The 18014-nt window shown below is 45.9% G+C and carries 11 protein-coding genes and 1 other RNA gene; 1 reads left to right on the plus strand and 11 read right to left on the minus strand.

Going from position 1 to position 18014, the window contains the following annotated elements; translation table 11 throughout:
- Positions 1 to 8: 8 nt before the first annotated feature.
- From BQ7489_RS06515 to rnpB, 11 genes are all read right to left on the minus strand, one after another.
- Complete coding sequence (locus tag BQ7489_RS06515; RefSeq protein WP_072530351.1) at positions 9 to 1502, minus strand: RagB/SusD family nutrient uptake outer membrane protein; 1494 nt, start codon at positions 1500 to 1502, stop codon at positions 9 to 11.
- Between the two features lie 25 nt (positions 1503 to 1527).
- Positions 1528 to 4635, minus strand: coding sequence for a SusC/RagA family TonB-linked outer membrane protein (locus BQ7489_RS06520; protein WP_072530352.1), 3108 nt, complete (start codon positions 4633 to 4635; stop codon positions 1528 to 1530).
- Between the two features lie 230 nt (positions 4636 to 4865).
- A complete protein-coding gene (locus tag BQ7489_RS06525) occupies positions 4866 to 6494 on the minus strand; it encodes a tetratricopeptide repeat protein (protein ID WP_072530353.1) in 1629 nt (542 codons plus the stop codon).
- Positions 6495 to 6638: 144 nt separating this feature from the next.
- Positions 6639 to 8237 (minus strand): xylulokinase, encoded by a 1599-nt coding sequence (locus BQ7489_RS06530; RefSeq protein ID WP_072530354.1) that lies wholly within the window; start codon positions 8235 to 8237, stop codon positions 6639 to 6641.
- Between the two features lie 104 nt (positions 8238 to 8341).
- Positions 8342 to 9868 carry an L-arabinose isomerase gene (araA, locus tag BQ7489_RS06535; protein WP_072530355.1) on the minus strand — a complete coding sequence of 509 codons (1527 nt, stop codon included), beginning with the start codon at positions 9866 to 9868 and terminating at the stop codon, positions 8342 to 8344.
- Positions 9869 to 9907: 39 nt separating this feature from the next.
- Positions 9908 to 10594 (minus strand): L-ribulose-5-phosphate 4-epimerase, encoded by a 687-nt coding sequence (locus BQ7489_RS06540; RefSeq protein ID WP_072530356.1) that lies wholly within the window; start codon positions 10592 to 10594, stop codon positions 9908 to 9910.
- A gap of 18 nt (positions 10595 to 10612) precedes the next feature.
- Positions 10613 to 11290 carry an NUDIX hydrolase gene (locus tag BQ7489_RS06545; protein WP_072530357.1) on the minus strand — a complete coding sequence of 226 codons (678 nt, stop codon included), beginning with the start codon at positions 11288 to 11290 and terminating at the stop codon, positions 10613 to 10615.
- 86 nt (positions 11291 to 11376) lie between these two features.
- Complete coding sequence (locus tag BQ7489_RS06550) at positions 11377 to 13122, minus strand: sodium:solute symporter (protein ID WP_072530358.1); 1746 nt, start codon at positions 13120 to 13122, stop codon at positions 11377 to 11379.
- Positions 13123 to 13156: 34 nt separating this feature from the next.
- The gene (locus tag BQ7489_RS06555) at positions 13157 to 14311 is read right to left on the minus strand and encodes an aldose epimerase family protein (protein ID WP_072530359.1); all 1155 of its coding nucleotides are present in this window, start codon (positions 14309 to 14311) and stop codon (positions 13157 to 13159) included.
- Positions 14312 to 14455: 144 nt separating this feature from the next.
- Positions 14456 to 15766, minus strand: coding sequence for a YhjD/YihY/BrkB family envelope integrity protein (locus tag BQ7489_RS06560; RefSeq protein ID WP_072530360.1), 1311 nt, complete (start codon positions 15764 to 15766; stop codon positions 14456 to 14458).
- Between the two features lie 22 nt (positions 15767 to 15788).
- An RNA gene (gene rnpB / locus BQ7489_RS06565) (RNase P RNA component class A) lies at positions 15789 to 16148 on the minus strand.
- Between the two features lie 261 nt (positions 16149 to 16409).
- On the opposite strand from rnpB, the gene BQ7489_RS06570 reads away from it, so the two are divergent.
- Complete coding sequence (locus BQ7489_RS06570; protein WP_072530361.1) at positions 16410 to 17909, plus strand: Do family serine endopeptidase; 1500 nt, start codon at positions 16410 to 16412, stop codon at positions 17907 to 17909.
- Positions 17910 to 18014: the final 105 nt, after the last annotated feature.

An 18014-nucleotide genomic window follows, 5' to 3' on the forward strand; every position in this document is an offset into this window, starting at 1 on the left:
CAAATCTTTTATTTTACTTCGGGGTTGGCGTCAATTTCCCATTTAGGTATCGGATAGAACAGCTTGCTGTTATCGAATCCGCTGCGTCCTGCTTTCTGTAGGGCTTCGGCCGTCTTTCCCCAGCGTCGCAGGTCGTACCATCTGTAGCTTTCCAGCGGGAATTCAATGATACGTTCATGTTCTATCTGGTTACGTACTTCCTGTTGGGTCGTTCCTGACATAGGAGGCATGTTTCCATGTATCTTGCGGATATCGTTGATGATAGGGATAGCCTGTTCGGGATGTCCTTGCTCGTTCAGTACTTCCGCTTTCATCAGCAGGACATTTACATAGCGCATTAACGGAATATTGATGGCACATGCGTCGCTCATTTCTTTCAGGGTAGGTGATGTGAACTTACGGAATGCGGGTCTGTCTTCACTGAACAGGTCATCATATTCCTTGCCCATTACTCTGCCGGTACCGTCATTGAAATAGTCACATTTGAAATAGATGGTATTATACAGACGTTCATCGTACCGTCCGTCGTTCAGTTTTCCTTCTTTCATGTATTCTTCCATCAGAACCGTACCCGGAAGAATTTCATCGTAGCCGTTCAGTTCCCTTGAACCGATCCATTGGTTGATATAGGAATAGTGGACTGAACCGTTTGCTTCACTTTTGCTGTATTGTACTTCAAAGATGGATTCCGGACAGTTCTTGTTTGTCCCGTTGAACATTCCGATCAGTTTGTCTCCGCTTACGAGTGAATATCCTTTGACGTTGTTCAGTGCAGTCAATGCTTTTTCCAGATAGGCCTCTTTCTGGCTGGGTTCTTCGTAGGCGCGGGTCAGGTAGGCAAAGCCCAGATATGAGTAGGCACAGCCGCTGGTAGCACGTCCCAGTTCATTGTCACTTCTTTTTTCCGGGAGACCGGTGGCGTATTCCAGTTCCTCGATGACAAAGTTCCAGCAGTCTGCACGTTCAGACAAGGGCCGGTTTAACTGGGAAGTCTCTTCGATATACTCATTGCGGATAATGATTTTTTCCCAGTTCAGCAAGAGCATCATGTGGTAATATCCTCTTAGGAAATGGGCTTCGTTGAGAATGCTTTTACGTTTGCTCTCGTCCAGATTCGGGATTTTGGCTACGTTGGCCAGTACCTGATTGGCGAAGTTGATGCCTCTATACAAATCCTGGTAGTAATATGAAAACTGTGTGTTACCATTGGTATAGTTGAAATAATACAGGGCTACCCATTGGTCGTAGTTTCCGGCATCTCCTCCTAATTTGAACAGGTCGGCGCGGAATTCTTCTGTCGGCCAGCGTACTTCACTGGTTGAGTACGTATCCCCGTGATACAGTTGTGAATATGCAGCGGCAAGTCCTGATTGTGCATCTTCTTCGTTTCTCCAATAATTGTCGCCTGTCAGTTCGTCCGGTGATTCTACAGACAGGAAGTCCTCGCAGGATGTCAGTGATAAGGCGAGGCATATACTTGCTAGATAAAAGAACTTTTTCATATTTCTGTCATTGAATGGTTATGGTTTAGAATGTCAATTGTGCTCCTACCGTAAATGAACGGGTAAACGGATAGATGTAACTGTCTATACCGGTATCCAGCGGACTTCTCCGTGAAAATTCCGGATCTGTACCTGAATACTGGGTAATGGTGAACAGATTGTCGCCACTGATGTAGAAGCGCAGTTTTTCAATATAGATCTTTTTTAAGATATGGGTCGGAAGGGTATAACCTAATTGTGCTTGGCGCAGGCGGACGAAATTACCTTTTTCAAGGAAACGTTCAGATTCGCGTGCATTTTTGTTCGGGTCATTCAAGACGGCGCGCGGCATGTCTGTCTTGGTATTTGAAGGAGTCCAGGCATCCAGTACGGTAGTCAGCATTTGTCCGGGTGTCTGCATGCTTTCATAAAAATAGCGGTTACCGTTGAACAGTTTGTGTCCCCATGCACTACCCAGTGACAGAGTCAGATCGAATCCCTTGTATGCGGCCGACAGGTTCAGGTTGGCTTCAACTTTCGGGATTCCGGTACCGCAGTATTCACGGTCACTTTCGTCCAGAACTCCGTCACCGTTTATATCCTTGAAACGGATGTCGCCAGCCTTGGCGTTTGGCTGCAGTTTTTTCCCGTCGGCATTTACATAGGCAGCGGCTTCTGCATCACTCTGGAAAATTCCGTCTGTGCGGTATAGGTAGAAGGCACTGATAGGTTTACCTTCGGTGGCATAGGCCGGAGTATAGTCGGTACCATATACCAGACCGGTGCAGTAGAGGGCTTGTCCTTTGTCGGCAAGGCTTACTACTTCATTGTGTGTGGTACTCAGATTGAATCCTACGCTATATTCGAACTCCTTTATTTTGTCATTCCAGTTCAGTTCCAGTTCGAATCCTTTGTTGCGGATCTTGCCTACATTCAGTATCGGATTCTGGTAACCGGCCGATGGAGAAAGTTTTTTAGTGATCAGCAGATCTTCGGTCTGGTTGATATAATAGTTGATGCTCCCGGTCAGACGGTTGTTGAACATACCGTAATCGAATCCGATATTCTTTGTATCGGTGGTTTCCCATTTCAGATCGTTACGTTCCATGTTCCAGGCAATTGCTCCGGCCCACGGGTTACTTCCATTACCTTGCACGTATCCTCCGTAATAAGTGTTATAGGAAGATATAAGAGATTGGAAATCATAATATCCCAGAGCATTTTCATTTCCCAGGCGTCCCCAGCTGGCACGGAACTTGAGATTGTTGATGAAACTGTTCTTTGGGAAGAACTTTTCTTCGCTGATACGCCATCCTATAGCGATGGAAGGGAATGCACCCCAACGGTTGTTTTTCCCGAATTTGGATGAACCGTCGTAACGCATGGTAGCCTGGATGAGATAGCGGTCGTTGAAGTTATAATTGATTCTTCCGAAGAACGAGGCACGGTTATACGTGTATTTGGTTCCGTTTCCGGTATAAGTACCGCCTTTACCAGCATCGATTGTTGTGAAACTCGGGTCGAGGAATCCTGACGGTTCATCTTTGGTTACCAGGTTACCGTCCTTATCGACCGAATATCTGGTGGAAAAACCTTCTACTGCCACTCCGTTCGATGTGTTCTTGGTTGTATTGATAGATGAACCGACCATTACATTCAGACTATGTTTCCCGAATTCCTTGTTAAAATTCAGAATATTGTCAATTACCTGTTCTTCCCAGTAATAGGTTGATTCACTGTTGTAGGGATATAGATGGGTCTGCTGTGCATTGGAAATATAATCGGGATAATGCAGTGTGTATCTGTAGTGTTTGCCACGGTAGGCATAGCTGGTCTTGAAGTTGAGCCATGGAGCAATTCTGATACCCAACGAAACATTGGCAGTTGTGCTGAATGTCTTTTCTACTTCATTCCGGTAATGATAGTCGGCCATCGGATTGTTGTTGGAAGGAAGTCCTTGGCTGGCTGTAAGTCCGAAACCATATTTTTCATTCTCGTCATATACAGGTACGAGCGGTGATATGTTATATACTTCCTTCAGCGAATAGGTAGGCTGGTGGTTCTTTGTATAACGGAACCCTAAATTGGCATCCAGATCAAATATGTATTTGCTCATGTGGAGTTTCATGCGGGCATTGTCCTGGCGGAAATCGTTTCCCAGAAAAATACCTTTGTCGTCAGCATGGTTATACGATACGGAATATTGAGCTGTTTCACCGCCTCCTCTCACACTGAACATGTAATTTTGAGCAAATCCGTTGCGCATCATTTCATCTTGCCAATGGGTGTCAATTCCCGTATCGGTATTGCAGTAGGCTGGGATTTCGTTTTCCCGACCGGCATTTATATACATTGATTTGATAACTGATTTATATTGGTCCGCATTCAGAAATTCCAGCCGTTTGGCAACTTGGGTCATACTCAGATAGGTATTGAAGTCAATGTGTGTTTCGCCTTTCTTACCGTTTTTTGTTGTGATGATGACCACTCCGTTTGCTGCAACGGAACCATAGATGGCTGCAGCTGCACCGTCTTTCAGCACCTCCATTGATTGGATATCCACCGGATTGACGCTGTTGATGTCACCGGGAAACCCGTCAATGATGTACAGCGGTTCGTTGTCGCCGAAAGATTTTACTCCACGGATTTTTACAGAAACTCCTGCTCCGGCATTTCCTCCTGATTTCATGATATTTACTCCGGCTATTTTCCCTTGTAGGGCTTCGGCCGGATTGGTTGTGGTACGTTTGGTCAATTCTTCCACATCTACGGATGAAATGGCTCCGGTCATATCACTTTTTTTCATTGTTCCGTAACCTACCACTACTACCTCGTCTAAGACTTCCGTGTCCTCCTTGAGTATGATTTTAAAGCTGCGTTGGTTGTTGACTTCGATTTCCTGGGTCTGGAAACCGACATAAGATATTACAAGAGTAGCATTGGGAGATACCTGAAGTTCAAAGTTTCCATCCAGATCGGTGATGATACCGTTGGTGGTTCCTTTTTCCAAGACACTTGCACCGATAACTGACATTCCCGATGCATCGAGTACTGTACCTTTCACTTGGATTGCTTGTGCAAACCCTGACATGGGGAACAATAAAGCTAGCAGGAATATGAACTGCCACGCTTTGAGACAACATCTTTTTTCCATTTGTGTTTCGTTTATATTAAGGTTAATCGACTAAGTTTTTCGATGAACCAAATATATTCAAAAGGAATTGAAGGACGTTTTGATCTGTTGTCACAAAGAGTCTACACAGGCATGTCTTCGGTACTGATTTATATCTACATTCTGTTGATTTATATCATTGATAATTAGTGTTTTATATATGTATGATATATCTACAGAATAGGCGTTTCATGATGTTTCCGAGGAAGTGTTCATATAGACTGTATATAAGCGATAAGATCTGCTTCTGAAGACAATCCCAAAGCCTTGCGCAGGCGGTATCGGTTCATGTTGATGGTTTTGGGAGTGTTTCCGGTCAGCATGGCGATTTCTTTGGTAGATAAGTTTACCCTCAGCAGGCTGGCCAGGTATTTCTCTCCCTGTGTGAGATTGGGATGCCTTTCAGTCAGATGGGTCAGAAATTCCTTGGTCTTTTCGTCTATGGTCTGTAGGGTCATGCTGTTGTTTTTGTTATTTGTCTGATATTGGCCTATGAAGGCATTGATCTTTTTCAGATGCGTAATCAGTTCCTGTTTTTCCATCCGGTACCCTTGTCGTACCAGTTCCTGGATTTTGTCCAGCAGTTCATTGCGGCTTTGCAGGAACAAGGCGAAGTTAGTTGTTTCCTGTTTGCTGGTTTCCAGTTCCTGCTGTACATTTTCCAGTTCCATTTTCTGCTGATGCATTTTAAACTTGGCCAGTTCATGTTCCGACTGTTCCAACATATATTGTGTGTTGAGCAGTTGGATTTTTTTCTTACGTTTTATGCGTTGGAACAAAAGGAAACAGATAATGGCTAATGAGATTCCCACAGTCAGTATGGTCATGATATTCCGACGTAACAGTTTGATCCTATATTCCCGTTCTTGCAGTTCTTCTTTCTGCTGTTGTGCCAAGAGCTTGTCTTGGGCGATGCGCTGTTCTACAGTACGCAGCTTGTTCTCGCTCTGGATTTCTTTGCTCAGGTTATAGAGGGCCTTCTGTTTTTCATAAGCTACCTTGTAATTTCCTATGGCACTGTATACCAGTGCGGCATATTCATAATTGTCGCAGATGATCCCTTTGGCTCCGATACTTGAAGCCAGTCGGTAGGCTTTTTCGAGTGCGGCTATAGCTTCCGGATATTTCCGGTCGTAGTAGTAGAGCTTTCCCAGGTTATTGTAGTTTTCTCCCAATGACCAGGTGGCGTTCAGATGTTTGTTAATGATAATTGCTTCTTTGATCCATTCCATTTGCTCTTTGATACTGTCCTTGAACAGACAGAGGTTGTTCAGATTGCTGGCTATGCTTTTCAGGTTCTTTGAAGATCGGTTGATGGCCAGAGCTTGTTCCAGAAATCGGTTTGCCTGTGGAAATTCATTGATGTGGATATGTATGATTCCTCGGTTATTGTAGCATGATGCCAGATTGAGCGAATCATTTTGTACCTTGAAAAAGGAGATAGCCTTGTCGCTTAATGTGATAGCCTTGCCATAATCTCCCAGATTACAATAAGTTACACTCATCAGGTTATAGATATGGCCTTTCAGGCCGGTTCCTTCCTTCTTGTTTGAGAGCAGATCTTCAGCTTCATACAGGGCTTCAATACATCCATCGAAATTTCCTAAGAGCTTTTCCGCCTGTGCATAAAGATAGAGAGATTGTGCACGTAGTAATGGGGATGTTGCGGCGGCCCTGGCTTTTGTGGCATAATAGGCTACCTGTTGCGGATTGGTATAGAGTTCTTTTTGCGCTTTTTCCAGAAGTTCCTTCACTGCTTTTTCCGATGTCGCAGCGTAACCGGTTCTTGCACATACAGACAGGCATAGGATGATTATGAGGTAGGGAATGATGTTTTTCATGTGAAGCTCGGTTTTCCACAAAGGTAAAATTTATTTCTTATTGGTACAACTATATAAAAAAATCCCCTTATTCCTATATATAAAGAAAGGAATAAGGAGATTGATTTGGGAAGAGATTGCCGGTATTCCCGGACTGATCTTATTTTATTTCTTGAATTTCACGGCAGCTTCTTCAATGGCCAGGCAGGTCTTGTAATGTTCAATGTATTCATTGAAACCTTTTACGTATTCTGGTTCAGGAGAAACCTCGATGCCGGTATTTCCTGCAAATACTTTTTCATCGAGAAAATCGGACAATGACTGTTTTTTGTCATTATTGACCAGATAGGAACCGAGCAATGCGATACCCCAGGCACCGCCTTCACCTGCCGTTTCCATTACAGAGATAGGTGAGTTGATGGCTGCGGCCAGGATACGCTGTCCTACCCCTTTTGTTTTGAACAGTCCGCCATGACCGGTAATTCGGTCGACCTTGATCTTTTCGTCGTTGAAAAGTATGTCATTACCGATTTTCAGAACGGCTACTGAAGCGTATAGATGAGCACGCATGAAGTTGGCCAGATTGAATTTGTCATTGGCTGTGCGGACGAACAGAGGACGTCCTTCTGTCAGGCCGGTTACAGGTTCGCCCGAGAAGTAGTTGTATGAAATCAGGCCACCACAGTCGGTATCTCCTTTTAATGCGTTATTGTAGAGTTTGCCGAATATTTCATCCATATCTACCGGTATACCCATCAGTTCCTGGTATTCCTTGAACAGTCCTACCCATGCATTCAGGTCGGATGTACAGTTGTTGCAATGTACCATGGCTACCAGACTGCCGTCGGGGGTGGTCACCATATCAATCATCTCATAAGGTTTGGAAAGATCCTTTTCCAGAACGATCATTGAGAATGAAGAGGTTCCTGCCGATACGTTTCCTGTACGTTGCTTTACGGCGTTTGTTGCTACCATTCCTGTTCCGGCATCTCCTTCGGGAGGACAGACAGGAATACCCGCTTTCAGGTGTCCGGAAACATCGAGCAGTCTTGCGCCTTTCTCTGTCAGGCAGCCTGCGTCTTCGCCGGCCAGCAGAACTTTAGGCAAGATATCAGTCAGTTTCCAGCTGAAGCCGTAAGGGCTTACCAGCTTGTCGAACTTTCCGATCATTTCAGCCGAGTAGTTCTTTGTCTCCGGGTCAATAGGGAGCATACCGGATGCATCGCCTATACCCAGCACCTTTGCACCTGTAATCTGCCAGTGTACATAGCCTGCCAGTGTAGTCAGGAACTTTATGTCTTTTACATGTTCTTCCTTGTTCAGGATAGCCTGATAAAGGTGGGAGATACTCCATCTCAACGGGATGTTGTATACAAAGAGTTCCGACAGTTCGGCTGCAGCCTGTCCGGTATTGGTGTTTCTCCAGGTGCGGAACGGTACCAGGATCTCTTCCTTGTCGTTGAAAGCCATGTAACCGTGCATCATGGCACTGATTCCGATGGCGGCCAAGGTTTCTATTTCAATTCCGTACTGCTTCTGTACATTTGCACGGAGGTCGGCGTAACAGTCCTGTACCCCGGCCCAGATAGCATCGATACTGTAGGTCCAGAGACCGTTTTCCAACTGGTTTTCCCACGTATGGCTTCCTTGGGCAATCGGCTTGTTTTCCTGGTCAATCAGGACGGCCTTGATTCGAGTGGAGCCGAATTCGATACCAAGAATGGCTTTGCCGTTTTCGATAGTTGACTTAGCATTAGATTCCATATGTCATTGTATATGTTTCGGTGATAAAATAAAGGTAGATACAATAAAATTAAAAGTGCAGCCGGCAATGGCTTGCCGTGCACTTTTAATTTAGTTATATGATATTAGCAAAGAGCTTTGTTGAGCATGTAGTAGACTTCGTTCATGCGAAGTTCTTTCTTGAATTCACTGATTGTAGTATCCTTGTTGATGTGTACCATTTCAATACCTGCAATTTCTGCATAGTCTTCCCAGTATTCGGCTGTAAGGTCGTATGAGAAGCAGGAGTGGTGGGTACCACCTGCCAGGATCCATGCTCCGGCACCAGTTTCAAAGTTAGGCATCGGTTTCCACAAAGCGGAAGCTACCGGCAGTTTAGGCAGTGGTTTCGGTTCGATACATTCAACATCGTTTACGATAAGGCGGAAACGGTTACCCAGGTCAACGACAGTAGCTGTACAGCCTTTACCTACCTTTGACGTGAATACCAGACGGGCAGTTTCACTCTTGCGGATACCGATTCCGAGGAAGTGTACTTCCAGACGAGGTTTCTTGGCTGCAATCAGCGGACATACTTCCAGCATGTGTGCCTGAAGGATAGCGCTGTTTTCACCGTCGAAGTTCAGTGTATAGTCTTCCAGGAAGGAACAACCGTTGGCGAATCCCTGGTTCATTACCCATACGGTACGGTAGAGAGCTGCCGATTTCCAGTCACCTTCAGCACCGAAGCCGTAACCTTCTGCCATCAGACGTTGTGATGCCAGGCCCGGAATCTGGTCGAAGTGGCTGCCGTCAGTCTGTCCGAGGTCATCGAAGTTGGTTGTGAATCCTTTGGCACCTTTGTCTTTCAGAATGGCACGGAGAGCAAGTTCTGCTTTGGCAGAGTTCCATACCTTCTGATAAGCTTCTGTAGATTTGTCTTCAAGGGCTGCATCATGGTCGTATTCTTTAAAGTAAGTTTGTACCAAGGCATCTACGTCGGCGTCTTTTACCTGTTTGTGATATTCCATCAGTTCGCTTACCGGGCAATAGTCTACATGATATCCCATACGCTGTTCGGCTTCAACCTTGTCACCGTCTGTTACGGCCACATTGTTCATCTGGTCACCGAAACGGATAATCAGCATGTCTTGTGCATCGGCCCATGCAGCGCATACACGCATCCATACAGCAATCTTCTTCTGTGTTTCTTCTTCTTTCCAATAGCCTACTACCACTTTACGGCGGATACGCATACGTGTACAGATATGTCCGAATTCACGGTCGCCATGTGCACTCTGGTTCAGGTTCATGAAATCCATGTCCATTGTATCCCAAGGAATTTCCTTATTATACTGTGTATGCAGGTGGAGCAGAGGCTTTTTCAGCTGCTGCAGACCGTGGATCCACATCTTTGCCGGTGAGAATGTATGCATCCAAGTAATTACACCGATACATTTTTCGTCGTTGTTGGCTGCTTTGAATACTGCTTCCACTTCTTTTGAAGAGTTGGCAGTTCCTTTATATACAACTTTAACAGGCAGTTTACCTGATTCATTCAGTCCTTTCACCATTTCATTGCTGTGTGCATCTACTGCGATTACAGCGTCACCTCCGTACAGAAGCTGTGCTCCTGTGACGAACCATACTTCATATTGATCAAATGCGTTCATATACTATATTATTTTATGTTTTTATTAATTCGGTTATTTTTATTTCTGTCCATAATAAGCATTGGGGCCGTGTTTACGGCTGAAATGCTTTTCGATAAGCAATGGATTCATGGTCAGGTTTGGGTTGATGGCATAGGCGATAGAAGCCATTTTGGCAACCTGTTCCATAACTACTGCATTGTGTACGGCATCATGTGCGTCTTTTCCCCAGGCAAACGGTCCGTGGTTCTTTACCAATACGCCCGGTGTATGTACAGGATTCATGCCTTCAAAACGTTTTACTATGACATTTCCTGTTTCCAGTTCATAGGCTCCTTTCACTTCTGCTTCGGTCATGTCTGCCGTGCAGGGAATGGCTTCATGGAAGTAATCGGCGTGGGTTGTACCGATGTTAGGAATATCACATCCGGCCTGTGCCCAGGCTGTAGCATATGTGGAATGTGTATGTACCACTCCGCCTATTTCGGGGAAGGCTTTGTATAGCACTACGTGTGTAGGAGTATCAGAAGACGGTTTGAGCCGGCCTTCTACCACTTTTCCGTCGAGGTCAACTACAACCATGTCTTCAGCTTTCATTTCATCATAGCTTACGCCACTCGGCTTGATGACTACCAAGCCGCTTTCACGGTCAATTCCGGAAACGTTCCCCCAGGTGAAAATGACCAGTCCGTGTCTCACCAGATCGAGGTTGGCGTGAAATACCTTTTCTTTTAATTCTTCTAACATATGTTTAACGTATAAAAGTTACAGTTTGAATTTGGGAGCTCTGCGGTATACCTTTTCGTTGAACCGGTAGAGGGCAGCGCCACGTTTGGATGTTGTCTTGTCAATCAGGTCTGTCTTTTCTATATAGTCCATATCGGCTATCCGTTTACGGAAATTCCTTTTGTCTATGGCCTCTCCGTAGATTGCCTCATACAGACTTTGCAGCTGTGACAAGGTGAACAGTCTGGGCAGCAGGTTGAAGCCTATGGGAGCTACCGATGCCTTTTGCTGCATCAGAGCCCGAGCCTGTTCAACCATAGCTTGGTGGTCGAAGATCAACGGTGGCAGTTCGTCTATGTCTACCCAGAAGGCATTGTGTCTCTGTACCAGTTCGCGATCGTATTCATTGATATTGATCAGTGCATAATATGCAACAGATATTACCCGTTCACCCGGATCCCGGTCTATGGCGCCGAAAGATCCGACCTGTTCCATATATACCTGGTCCAGTCCCGTAAGTTCTGCCAGCACCCGTTTGGCCGCATCATCTACACTTTCGTTTTCCTGAACAAACCCGCCCATCAGAGACCATTCTCCTCTGGCCGGTTCAAAATTCCTTTTGAGAAGCAACAGGTGCAGCTTCCCTTCGTGGAATCCGAAAATGATGCAGTCTACCGAAATGTAGAATTTGGGGTTGACGCTATAATAGTTGCTCATTGATAATACACTGTTTAATTATTGATTAGACGATAAATACAATTTTCCGCAAGTTCCCTTTTCGGAATGTTAACGGTTCGTACCGATTACCAGAAATATGTGTAGAACAAGGCGCAAAGGACAATGACACCCAGGGTAGCGATGACATCCCATTTGTTCCAGCTCTTCAGGATTTCCTGCTTATAATTTCCGGTAAATGTAATGGCTTCAATCTGCTGTGCCGAAGGTTTCGGAGTGAAGCAGGATACTACAATCATGAATATGATCAGGAATACCAGCAGCCAGACTTCGAAGATAAGCCAGTTGGTCTGCCAGAACCAGGAAGTATATTCCCAGAATGCGCCGTCCATGACAGCTTTCCCCGAGTTGGTAATGACGTTGGTCAGCAGACGTACCATACCGATCAGGAAACCGCCGATAAGTCCCCATTCACCGGCCTTCGGAGTGATCCGCTTCGAGAAGATACCCAGAGTGAATACGGCAACCATGGCCGGAGCAATCAATGATTGGATATCCTGCAGATAAGAGTACAGGTTACCCATATTCATCATGATAGGCATCCATGCCAGTCCTAGGAGTACGACAACTACGGTTGCGATACGGCCTACCAGTACATAATGGCTTTCGCTCATTCCTTTTTTCATCGGTTTATAGAAGTCTTCAGTAAACAGCGTGGCGCAGCTGTTGAAGAATGCGGCCAATGAAGCAACAAGAGCGCAGATAAATCCGATGGTAACGATGCCTTTCACGCCGGCTGGTAATATATTTTTTACCATCATGGCGAAGGCTCCGTCTGTATCGTGTGTGTTGGTAATATCCATGACAATGCCGCTACCTGTCTTTTGGGCAAGTGCATAAGCTACCATTCCCGGAATCAGGAACATGAATACCGGTAACAGTTTGAAGTATCCGGCTGCGATAGTACCGCGACGGGCGCGTCGCATAACCACCTCGTTCGATTCACCTTTCTGCTGTCCCAATACACGCTGTACGATATGTTGGTCGGTACACCAGTACCAGAATCCGATGATGGAGGCACCCAAGAATACTACATATCCCGGGAATTGCTGGTACATTGGGTCGGCCGGGTCAGTATGGAACATATGAGTCGTTCCGAAACCGTCGTGGGCTGCATTACATACGGCCATCATCTGTGACCATCCTTCGGATATGCTGCCGTCACCCAGCATGCTTAATCCCAGGAACAATACGAGGAAAGAACCGATTATAAGGATAGGTGTCTGGATGGCAGACAGGGTCATGACACCCTTCATGCCACCGAATACCGTGAATATTGCGGTAACGGCAATCAGTCCGATGGCACCATACCAGAACGGCAGTCCCAGCAGGTATTCGAAGAAGATACCGCCGGTGAAGGCTGTAACGGAAACTTTGGTAAGTACATATGCAATCAAGGTAATGATTGACAGCCAGGAACCCGTACGTTGGGTATAGCGGAATTTCAGAAAGTCGGGCATGGTAATGATCTTACCCATCTTGTTGTTCAGCAGTTGGTAGAACGGAACGAACAACCATCCCAGAATCAGGATCATCCAGCCTTGCATTTCCCAGTGGGCCATACCTACACCGTCTTTGGCACCTGTACCGGCAAGGCCTACCAGGTGTTCCGATCCGATATTGGCTGCGAAGATTGCGGCACCGATTATGTACCAGGGTTCACCTTTACCGAAGAGGTAGTCTTGGCTGTCGGCTCCTTTCATCTTTTCCTTATCTTTCTTTATGGCGCGGTAGATGGCCCATATGATGGCTACGATTCCAATGGCGAGAACCACCCAGTCGAGCCAGATAAATTCATTTGTAGTCCAATTCATATTTTCTTATGTTTATTTAGTATTGAATTAAGGTTTATTTTTCTACACCGAACTTAAAGATACAGTGGCTCTGGTATGTCTGACCCGGTTCCAGAATTGTCGACGGCCATTGAGGCTTGTTGGGGCTGTCGGGGTAATGTTGTGTTTCCAGACATACGGATGCCCGTTGCGGATAGGCAATGCCTTTCTTTCCCTTCACTTTTCCGTCCAGGAAGTTACCGGTATAGACCTGTATACCCGGTTCGTCGGTATATACCTCCAGTGTGATACCGGTTGTCGGACTGGTCAGCTTGGCTGCCAGCTGGCTGATGTCTCCTTTGGTCTTCAATACCCAGTTGTGGTCGAAACCGTTGCCGAATTTCACTTGTTCGTTCGTGAAGTCGGTTACAGAAGGAGCAATGGTCTTGGGAGTATTGAAATCAAAAGGTGTTCCTGCTACAGCCATCATTTCACCTGTTGTCATGAATGTATTGTCTACAGGTGTAATGCTGTCTGCGGCTACGTAAAGGATACAGTCGGTTGCCGGTTTGGAGGGATCTCCGTTCAGGTTGAAATAAGAGTGGTTTGTCATGTTGATGACTGTAGTCTTGTCTGTTGTGGCCGAGTAGCTGATGCTTATAGCATTGTCGGCTGTAAGAGCGTAAGTTACATGTGCTTCTACGTTTCCGGGGAAGTTATTGTCTCCGTCCGGAGATTTCATTACAAGCTGCAGGGTGCTGTCATTGGTCTGTGTACCTTCGTATACCTGATATTGCCATCCGGTAGGGCCGCCGTGCAGACAGTGCCCGAAATTGTTTAAGGGCAATTGGATTGAATCGCCGTCTATAACCATTTGTCCTTTGTTTATGCGATTGGCATAACGTCCGATGGAAGCTCCGAAATCGCTGGGAATATGCTGGTAGTCTGCTACGCTGTCGAATCCCAATACTACGTCGGTCATTTTCCCGTTACGGTCAGGGACCATGACGGAAACAATTCGCCCTCCGAAGTTTGTGATACATACTTCCATACCTTGGGAATTTTTCAAGGTGTACAAGTGGGTTTGTTTGTTACTGTCGGTTGTTGTCTCGAAATTTGCCGGATCCAGACCTGAAAGTGTAAGCTGGGGCTGTGCCGGTTTTGTGCTGCAAGCGCTTATCAGTAAAGCGGTTAAGGCTGCACCTGCCAATGATTTACTCATGCTTTTCATATAACTAATATTAGTATAAGTTTTAATTTGGTGTAAATGTAACACTTATCGCGATAGGTTGTTATTCAGAGATATATGTTATGTAACATAAAAGTGTCGATTTTACACTTTTAAACCATTTTTATTTGTTGTGGTCAGGGTGTGTTACAGGTCTTTCAGCAAAATCTGGTTGTTTTGCCGGGTATATTCTTCGCGTGCGGTTATCAGGGCGTCCCAGTATGACGAATATTGTTTGTGGTTAATCTTGAAGTCTTCTGCTCCGTAACTGTCCAGCTTGTTGAGCAATACTCCTACGCTCAGATGATGGATATCCATTCCGGGTACGAAGCGTACCAGACCTTTTTTTTCTTCCGGTGTTTCATAGATCAGACCCATATCCAGCAACTGGTAAAGTATGGTTCTGGTCAGCCGGACAGGAATCTTGTTTTCTTTGCTGATCTCTTCGGCAGTGTAGGGTGGTTCTCCCTTTTCAAACCTTTTGCAGATGGCCGAAAGGATGATGGTACAGAAGAAATCGTGGTAGCGCCGGCTGATATTTTTTGTCTCTTTCTCAAAATTGAACGATTCCAGATTCTGGCTGATGTAGCACATCTGTGCCCCGAAAAGGCAGATGGTCCAGGATATTTGTGTCCATAGCAGGAACATGGGGATGGCTGCGAAACTGCCATAGATGGCGTTATAGTTCGAAACCCAGATCTGGCTGTTCACATAGATGTATTGGAATGCCTGGAAGGCACTTCCGGCAAGCAGTCCGGGAAGCCATGCGTGGCTGAAGCGTACGCGGGTATTGGGCATGAATATGTACAGTCCGGTAAACATGAGCCATGTCAGTGTATAGGGAATGAGCCGTACCAGAAGTTTCATGACCGGAGCCAGCAGCAGGAAGTTCTGCATGTCTTTTACATAGGTAGTCATGAAGATGGTAAGACCGCTTGATATGACGATAAGCAGAGGCAGCAGCAGGATCATGGAGAAATAGTCGGTTATTTTACGGAATGGGGTCCGTGGATGTTTGACTTGCCATATGGCATTGAAGCTGCGTTCGATGTTGTCTATCAGGATCAGGATGCTCCACAACAGCATGACCAGACCTACCCCGATGAAGATGCCGCTTTGTGCATGTTGCAGGTATGAGTTGATCCATGTGATTATCAGTCCGCTCTGCTGGCTAACGACACCGGTGCGCAGCTGTTCCTCTATCAGTTCGTCGAATCCGAAGCCCCGGGCTATGGCAAACAGAAGGGCCAATATGGGTATGATAGAAAGTAATGTACTGTAGGTGAGGGCCGATGCCCGGACCTGGATACGGTCGTTCAGGAATTGTTTGACAGAAAGTATCACCACCTTGATACAAGAATAGAGAAGGCTCCGTATGGGCGTTATTTCATCTTCCGTAATCCGCCAGATCCCTTCGGTCAAGAATTTCTGTATATTCCTTATCTTATTCTTGTTCATGGTTACAAAAGGTTTGGTATAAAAAAGCAGCCGGTCTGTAAGCCGGGTTCTGTTCCTTAATAAATTAAGGCGTTTGTCATTTATCTACGCCAGTCGTTGCCGAAAGGCTCTAGCGGTCTACCCTCCGACGTGGGGCGAGCAACCCTCGTTAATGCCGGTTTACATGACCTTACAACTCCTAAGATGCACAGCCCGCATATCGCTACACGGCTGGTGGGCTCTTACCCCGCCTTCTCACCCTTACAGTCCACTGGAGACTGCGGTTGTTTTCTTCTGCATTACTCTGCCTTCGCAGACAGCTTTCCGTTAGGAAGTAGGATGCTCTGCGTTGCCCGGACTTTCCTCTTGTACATTCTGTACCAGCGACAAACCGACCGACTGCTTTTCTGTGGGCAAAGTTATAGAATTATACTGAAATTTCGTCATATTTCTGACAAATATATCCGTCGGTCGTCTGTCAGTAACTAATAATGAATGCAAAAATGCTATATTCTCCAGTTAACTGCGGTTAATGTGATATAATTCTATGTTAAAAGAGGGAAAAAAGAGGAGGAATGTTGTACAATCGTATGGATTTTGTTCTAATTTAGCAAATGAAATGTTAAACAAATATTGAAATTAACAATTATCAAGGAATAAGATTATGAAAAAGGTAAGTAAAATAGCGCTAGGCACAGCAGCATTGGTCGCTGTGAGTGCAGGAGTTTCGGGAGTTACTACATATTCCCTGATGCAGTCTAAGCAGGATAAGAATACTTCGTTTAATGAGGCTTTTGATACTGCCGACAATATGTCTTATGCAGCGCTGGATGCTTCAAGCATGCAGCCGGTTGATCTGACGAAAGCGGCTGAAAGCTCATTGAGTTCAGTGGTACGTATTACAGCCGTACAGCATAGTAAGGTACAGACTATCCAGCAACAGCCGGATATTTTCGATTTCTTTTTCGGTGACGGCCGCGGCCGTGAACAGCAGGTGCAGACTCCGGAACAGAGAGGTATGGGTTCAGGAGTCATCATCTCGAAAGACGGTTATGTGGTTACCAACAACCATGTGGTGGACGGTGCCGACGAGCTGACGGTCAAGCTGCATGACGGCCGTGAAATGAAAGGACGTATTATAGGTACTGACCCGACGACCGACCTGGCTCTGATCAAGATTGAAGGTGATGATTTTCCGGCTATTCCGGTGGGTGATTCCGACCGGTTGAAAGTGGGAGAATGGGTATTGGCTGTCGGTAACCCGTTTAATCTGGGATCTACGGTAACAGCCGGTATCGTGAGTGCGAAATCACGTGGACTGGGTGCCAACGGTGTAGAATCTTTCATACAGACCGATGCTGCCATCAACAGGGGTAACAGTGGTGGTGCGCTGGTTAATGCCAAAGGTGAACTGGTGGGTATCAATGCCATGCTGTATTCACCTACAGGAACCTATTCGGGCTATGGATTCGCCATTCCGACAAGTATCATGACAAAAGTGGTAACCGACCTGAAACAGTATGGTACCGTACAGCGTGCCCTGTTAGGTATAGCCGGACGTGATATGGGTAATGATATGTATCCGGAAGAAATCCTGAAGGAGCAGAAGACACTGGGCATCAATGAAGGTGTACAGGTTGTCGAAGTGACCGACGGAGGTTCGGCTCAGGGTATTCTGGAAAAGAACGATGTCATTACTGCATTGAACGGCAAACCTATCAAGACGATGGCCGAACTGCAAGGAGCGTTGGCTAAGTTCCGTCCGGGCGATAAGGTGACAATTAAAGTTTGGCGTGACAAGAAGGAAAAGACATTCACTTTGACGTTGAAGAACGCACAAGGTAATACCAAGGTAGTCAAGAATGCCGACATGGAAATACTGGGTGCAGCCTTCCGTCCTGTCCCGAATGAGCTGAAGAAGCAGTTGAATCTGGGTTATGGTGTAGAAGTGACAGGTGTTTCCGACGGTCGTATGGCTGAAAGCGGTATACGTAAGGGATTCATTATTCTGAAGGCGAACGGCAAACAGCTGAAGACCGTACAGGATCTGGAAGATGTATTGAAAGCCGCTTCACAGTCTCCTGATCAGGTATTGTTCATGACCGGTGTCTATCCGTCTGGCAAACGTGCCAATTATGCCGTAGATCTTTCACAGAATAATTGATAAGATTAATTACATAGAAGGTTATAGACAGGAAAAAGGTGGACCGGAGTTATTCCGGTTCACCTTTTCTTATGTTAACCGCAAGGATGTAGCATGGTTTTAAAG

Source organism: Bacteroides ilei (assembly GCF_900128495.1).
In the GTDB taxonomy this organism is placed as follows: Bacteria; Bacteroidota; Bacteroidia; order Bacteroidales; family Bacteroidaceae; genus Phocaeicola; species Phocaeicola ilei.

Bases quoted from the DNA above. Each gene is read 5' to 3' on its own strand.
- BQ7489_RS06520 (WP_072530352.1), bottom strand. From the start codon at position 4,635: ATGGAAAAAAGATGTTGTCTCAAAGCGTGGCAGTTCATATTCCTGCTA.
- BQ7489_RS06540 (WP_072530356.1), bottom strand. From the start codon at position 10,594: ATGTTAGAAGAATTAAAAGAAAAGGTATTTCACGCCAACCTCGATCTG.
- BQ7489_RS06530 (WP_072530354.1), bottom strand. From the start codon at position 8,237: ATGGAATCTAATGCTAAGTCAACTATCGAAAACGGCAAAGCCATTCTT.
- BQ7489_RS06555 (WP_072530359.1), bottom strand. From the start codon at position 14,311: ATGAAAAGCATGAGTAAATCATTGGCAGGTGCAGCCTTAACCGCTTTA.
- BQ7489_RS06550 (WP_072530358.1), bottom strand. From the start codon at position 13,122: ATGAATTGGACTACAAATGAATTTATCTGGCTCGACTGGGTGGTTCTC.
- araA (WP_072530355.1), bottom strand. From the start codon at position 9,868: ATGAACGCATTTGATCAATATGAAGTATGGTTCGTCACAGGAGCACAG.
- BQ7489_RS06515 (WP_072530351.1), bottom strand. From the start codon at position 1,502: ATGAAAAAGTTCTTTTATCTAGCAAGTATATGCCTCGCCTTATCACTG.
- BQ7489_RS06560 (WP_072530360.1), bottom strand. From the start codon at position 15,766: ATGAACAAGAATAAGATAAGGAATATACAGAAATTCTTGACCGAAGGG.
- BQ7489_RS06525 (WP_072530353.1), bottom strand. From the start codon at position 6,494: ATGAAAAACATCATTCCCTACCTCATAATCATCCTATGCCTGTCTGTA.
- BQ7489_RS06570 (WP_072530361.1), top strand. From the start codon at position 16,410: ATGAAAAAGGTAAGTAAAATAGCGCTAGGCACAGCAGCATTGGTCGCT.
- BQ7489_RS06545 (WP_072530357.1), bottom strand. From the start codon at position 11,290: ATGAGCAACTATTATAGCGTCAACCCCAAATTCTACATTTCGGTAGAC.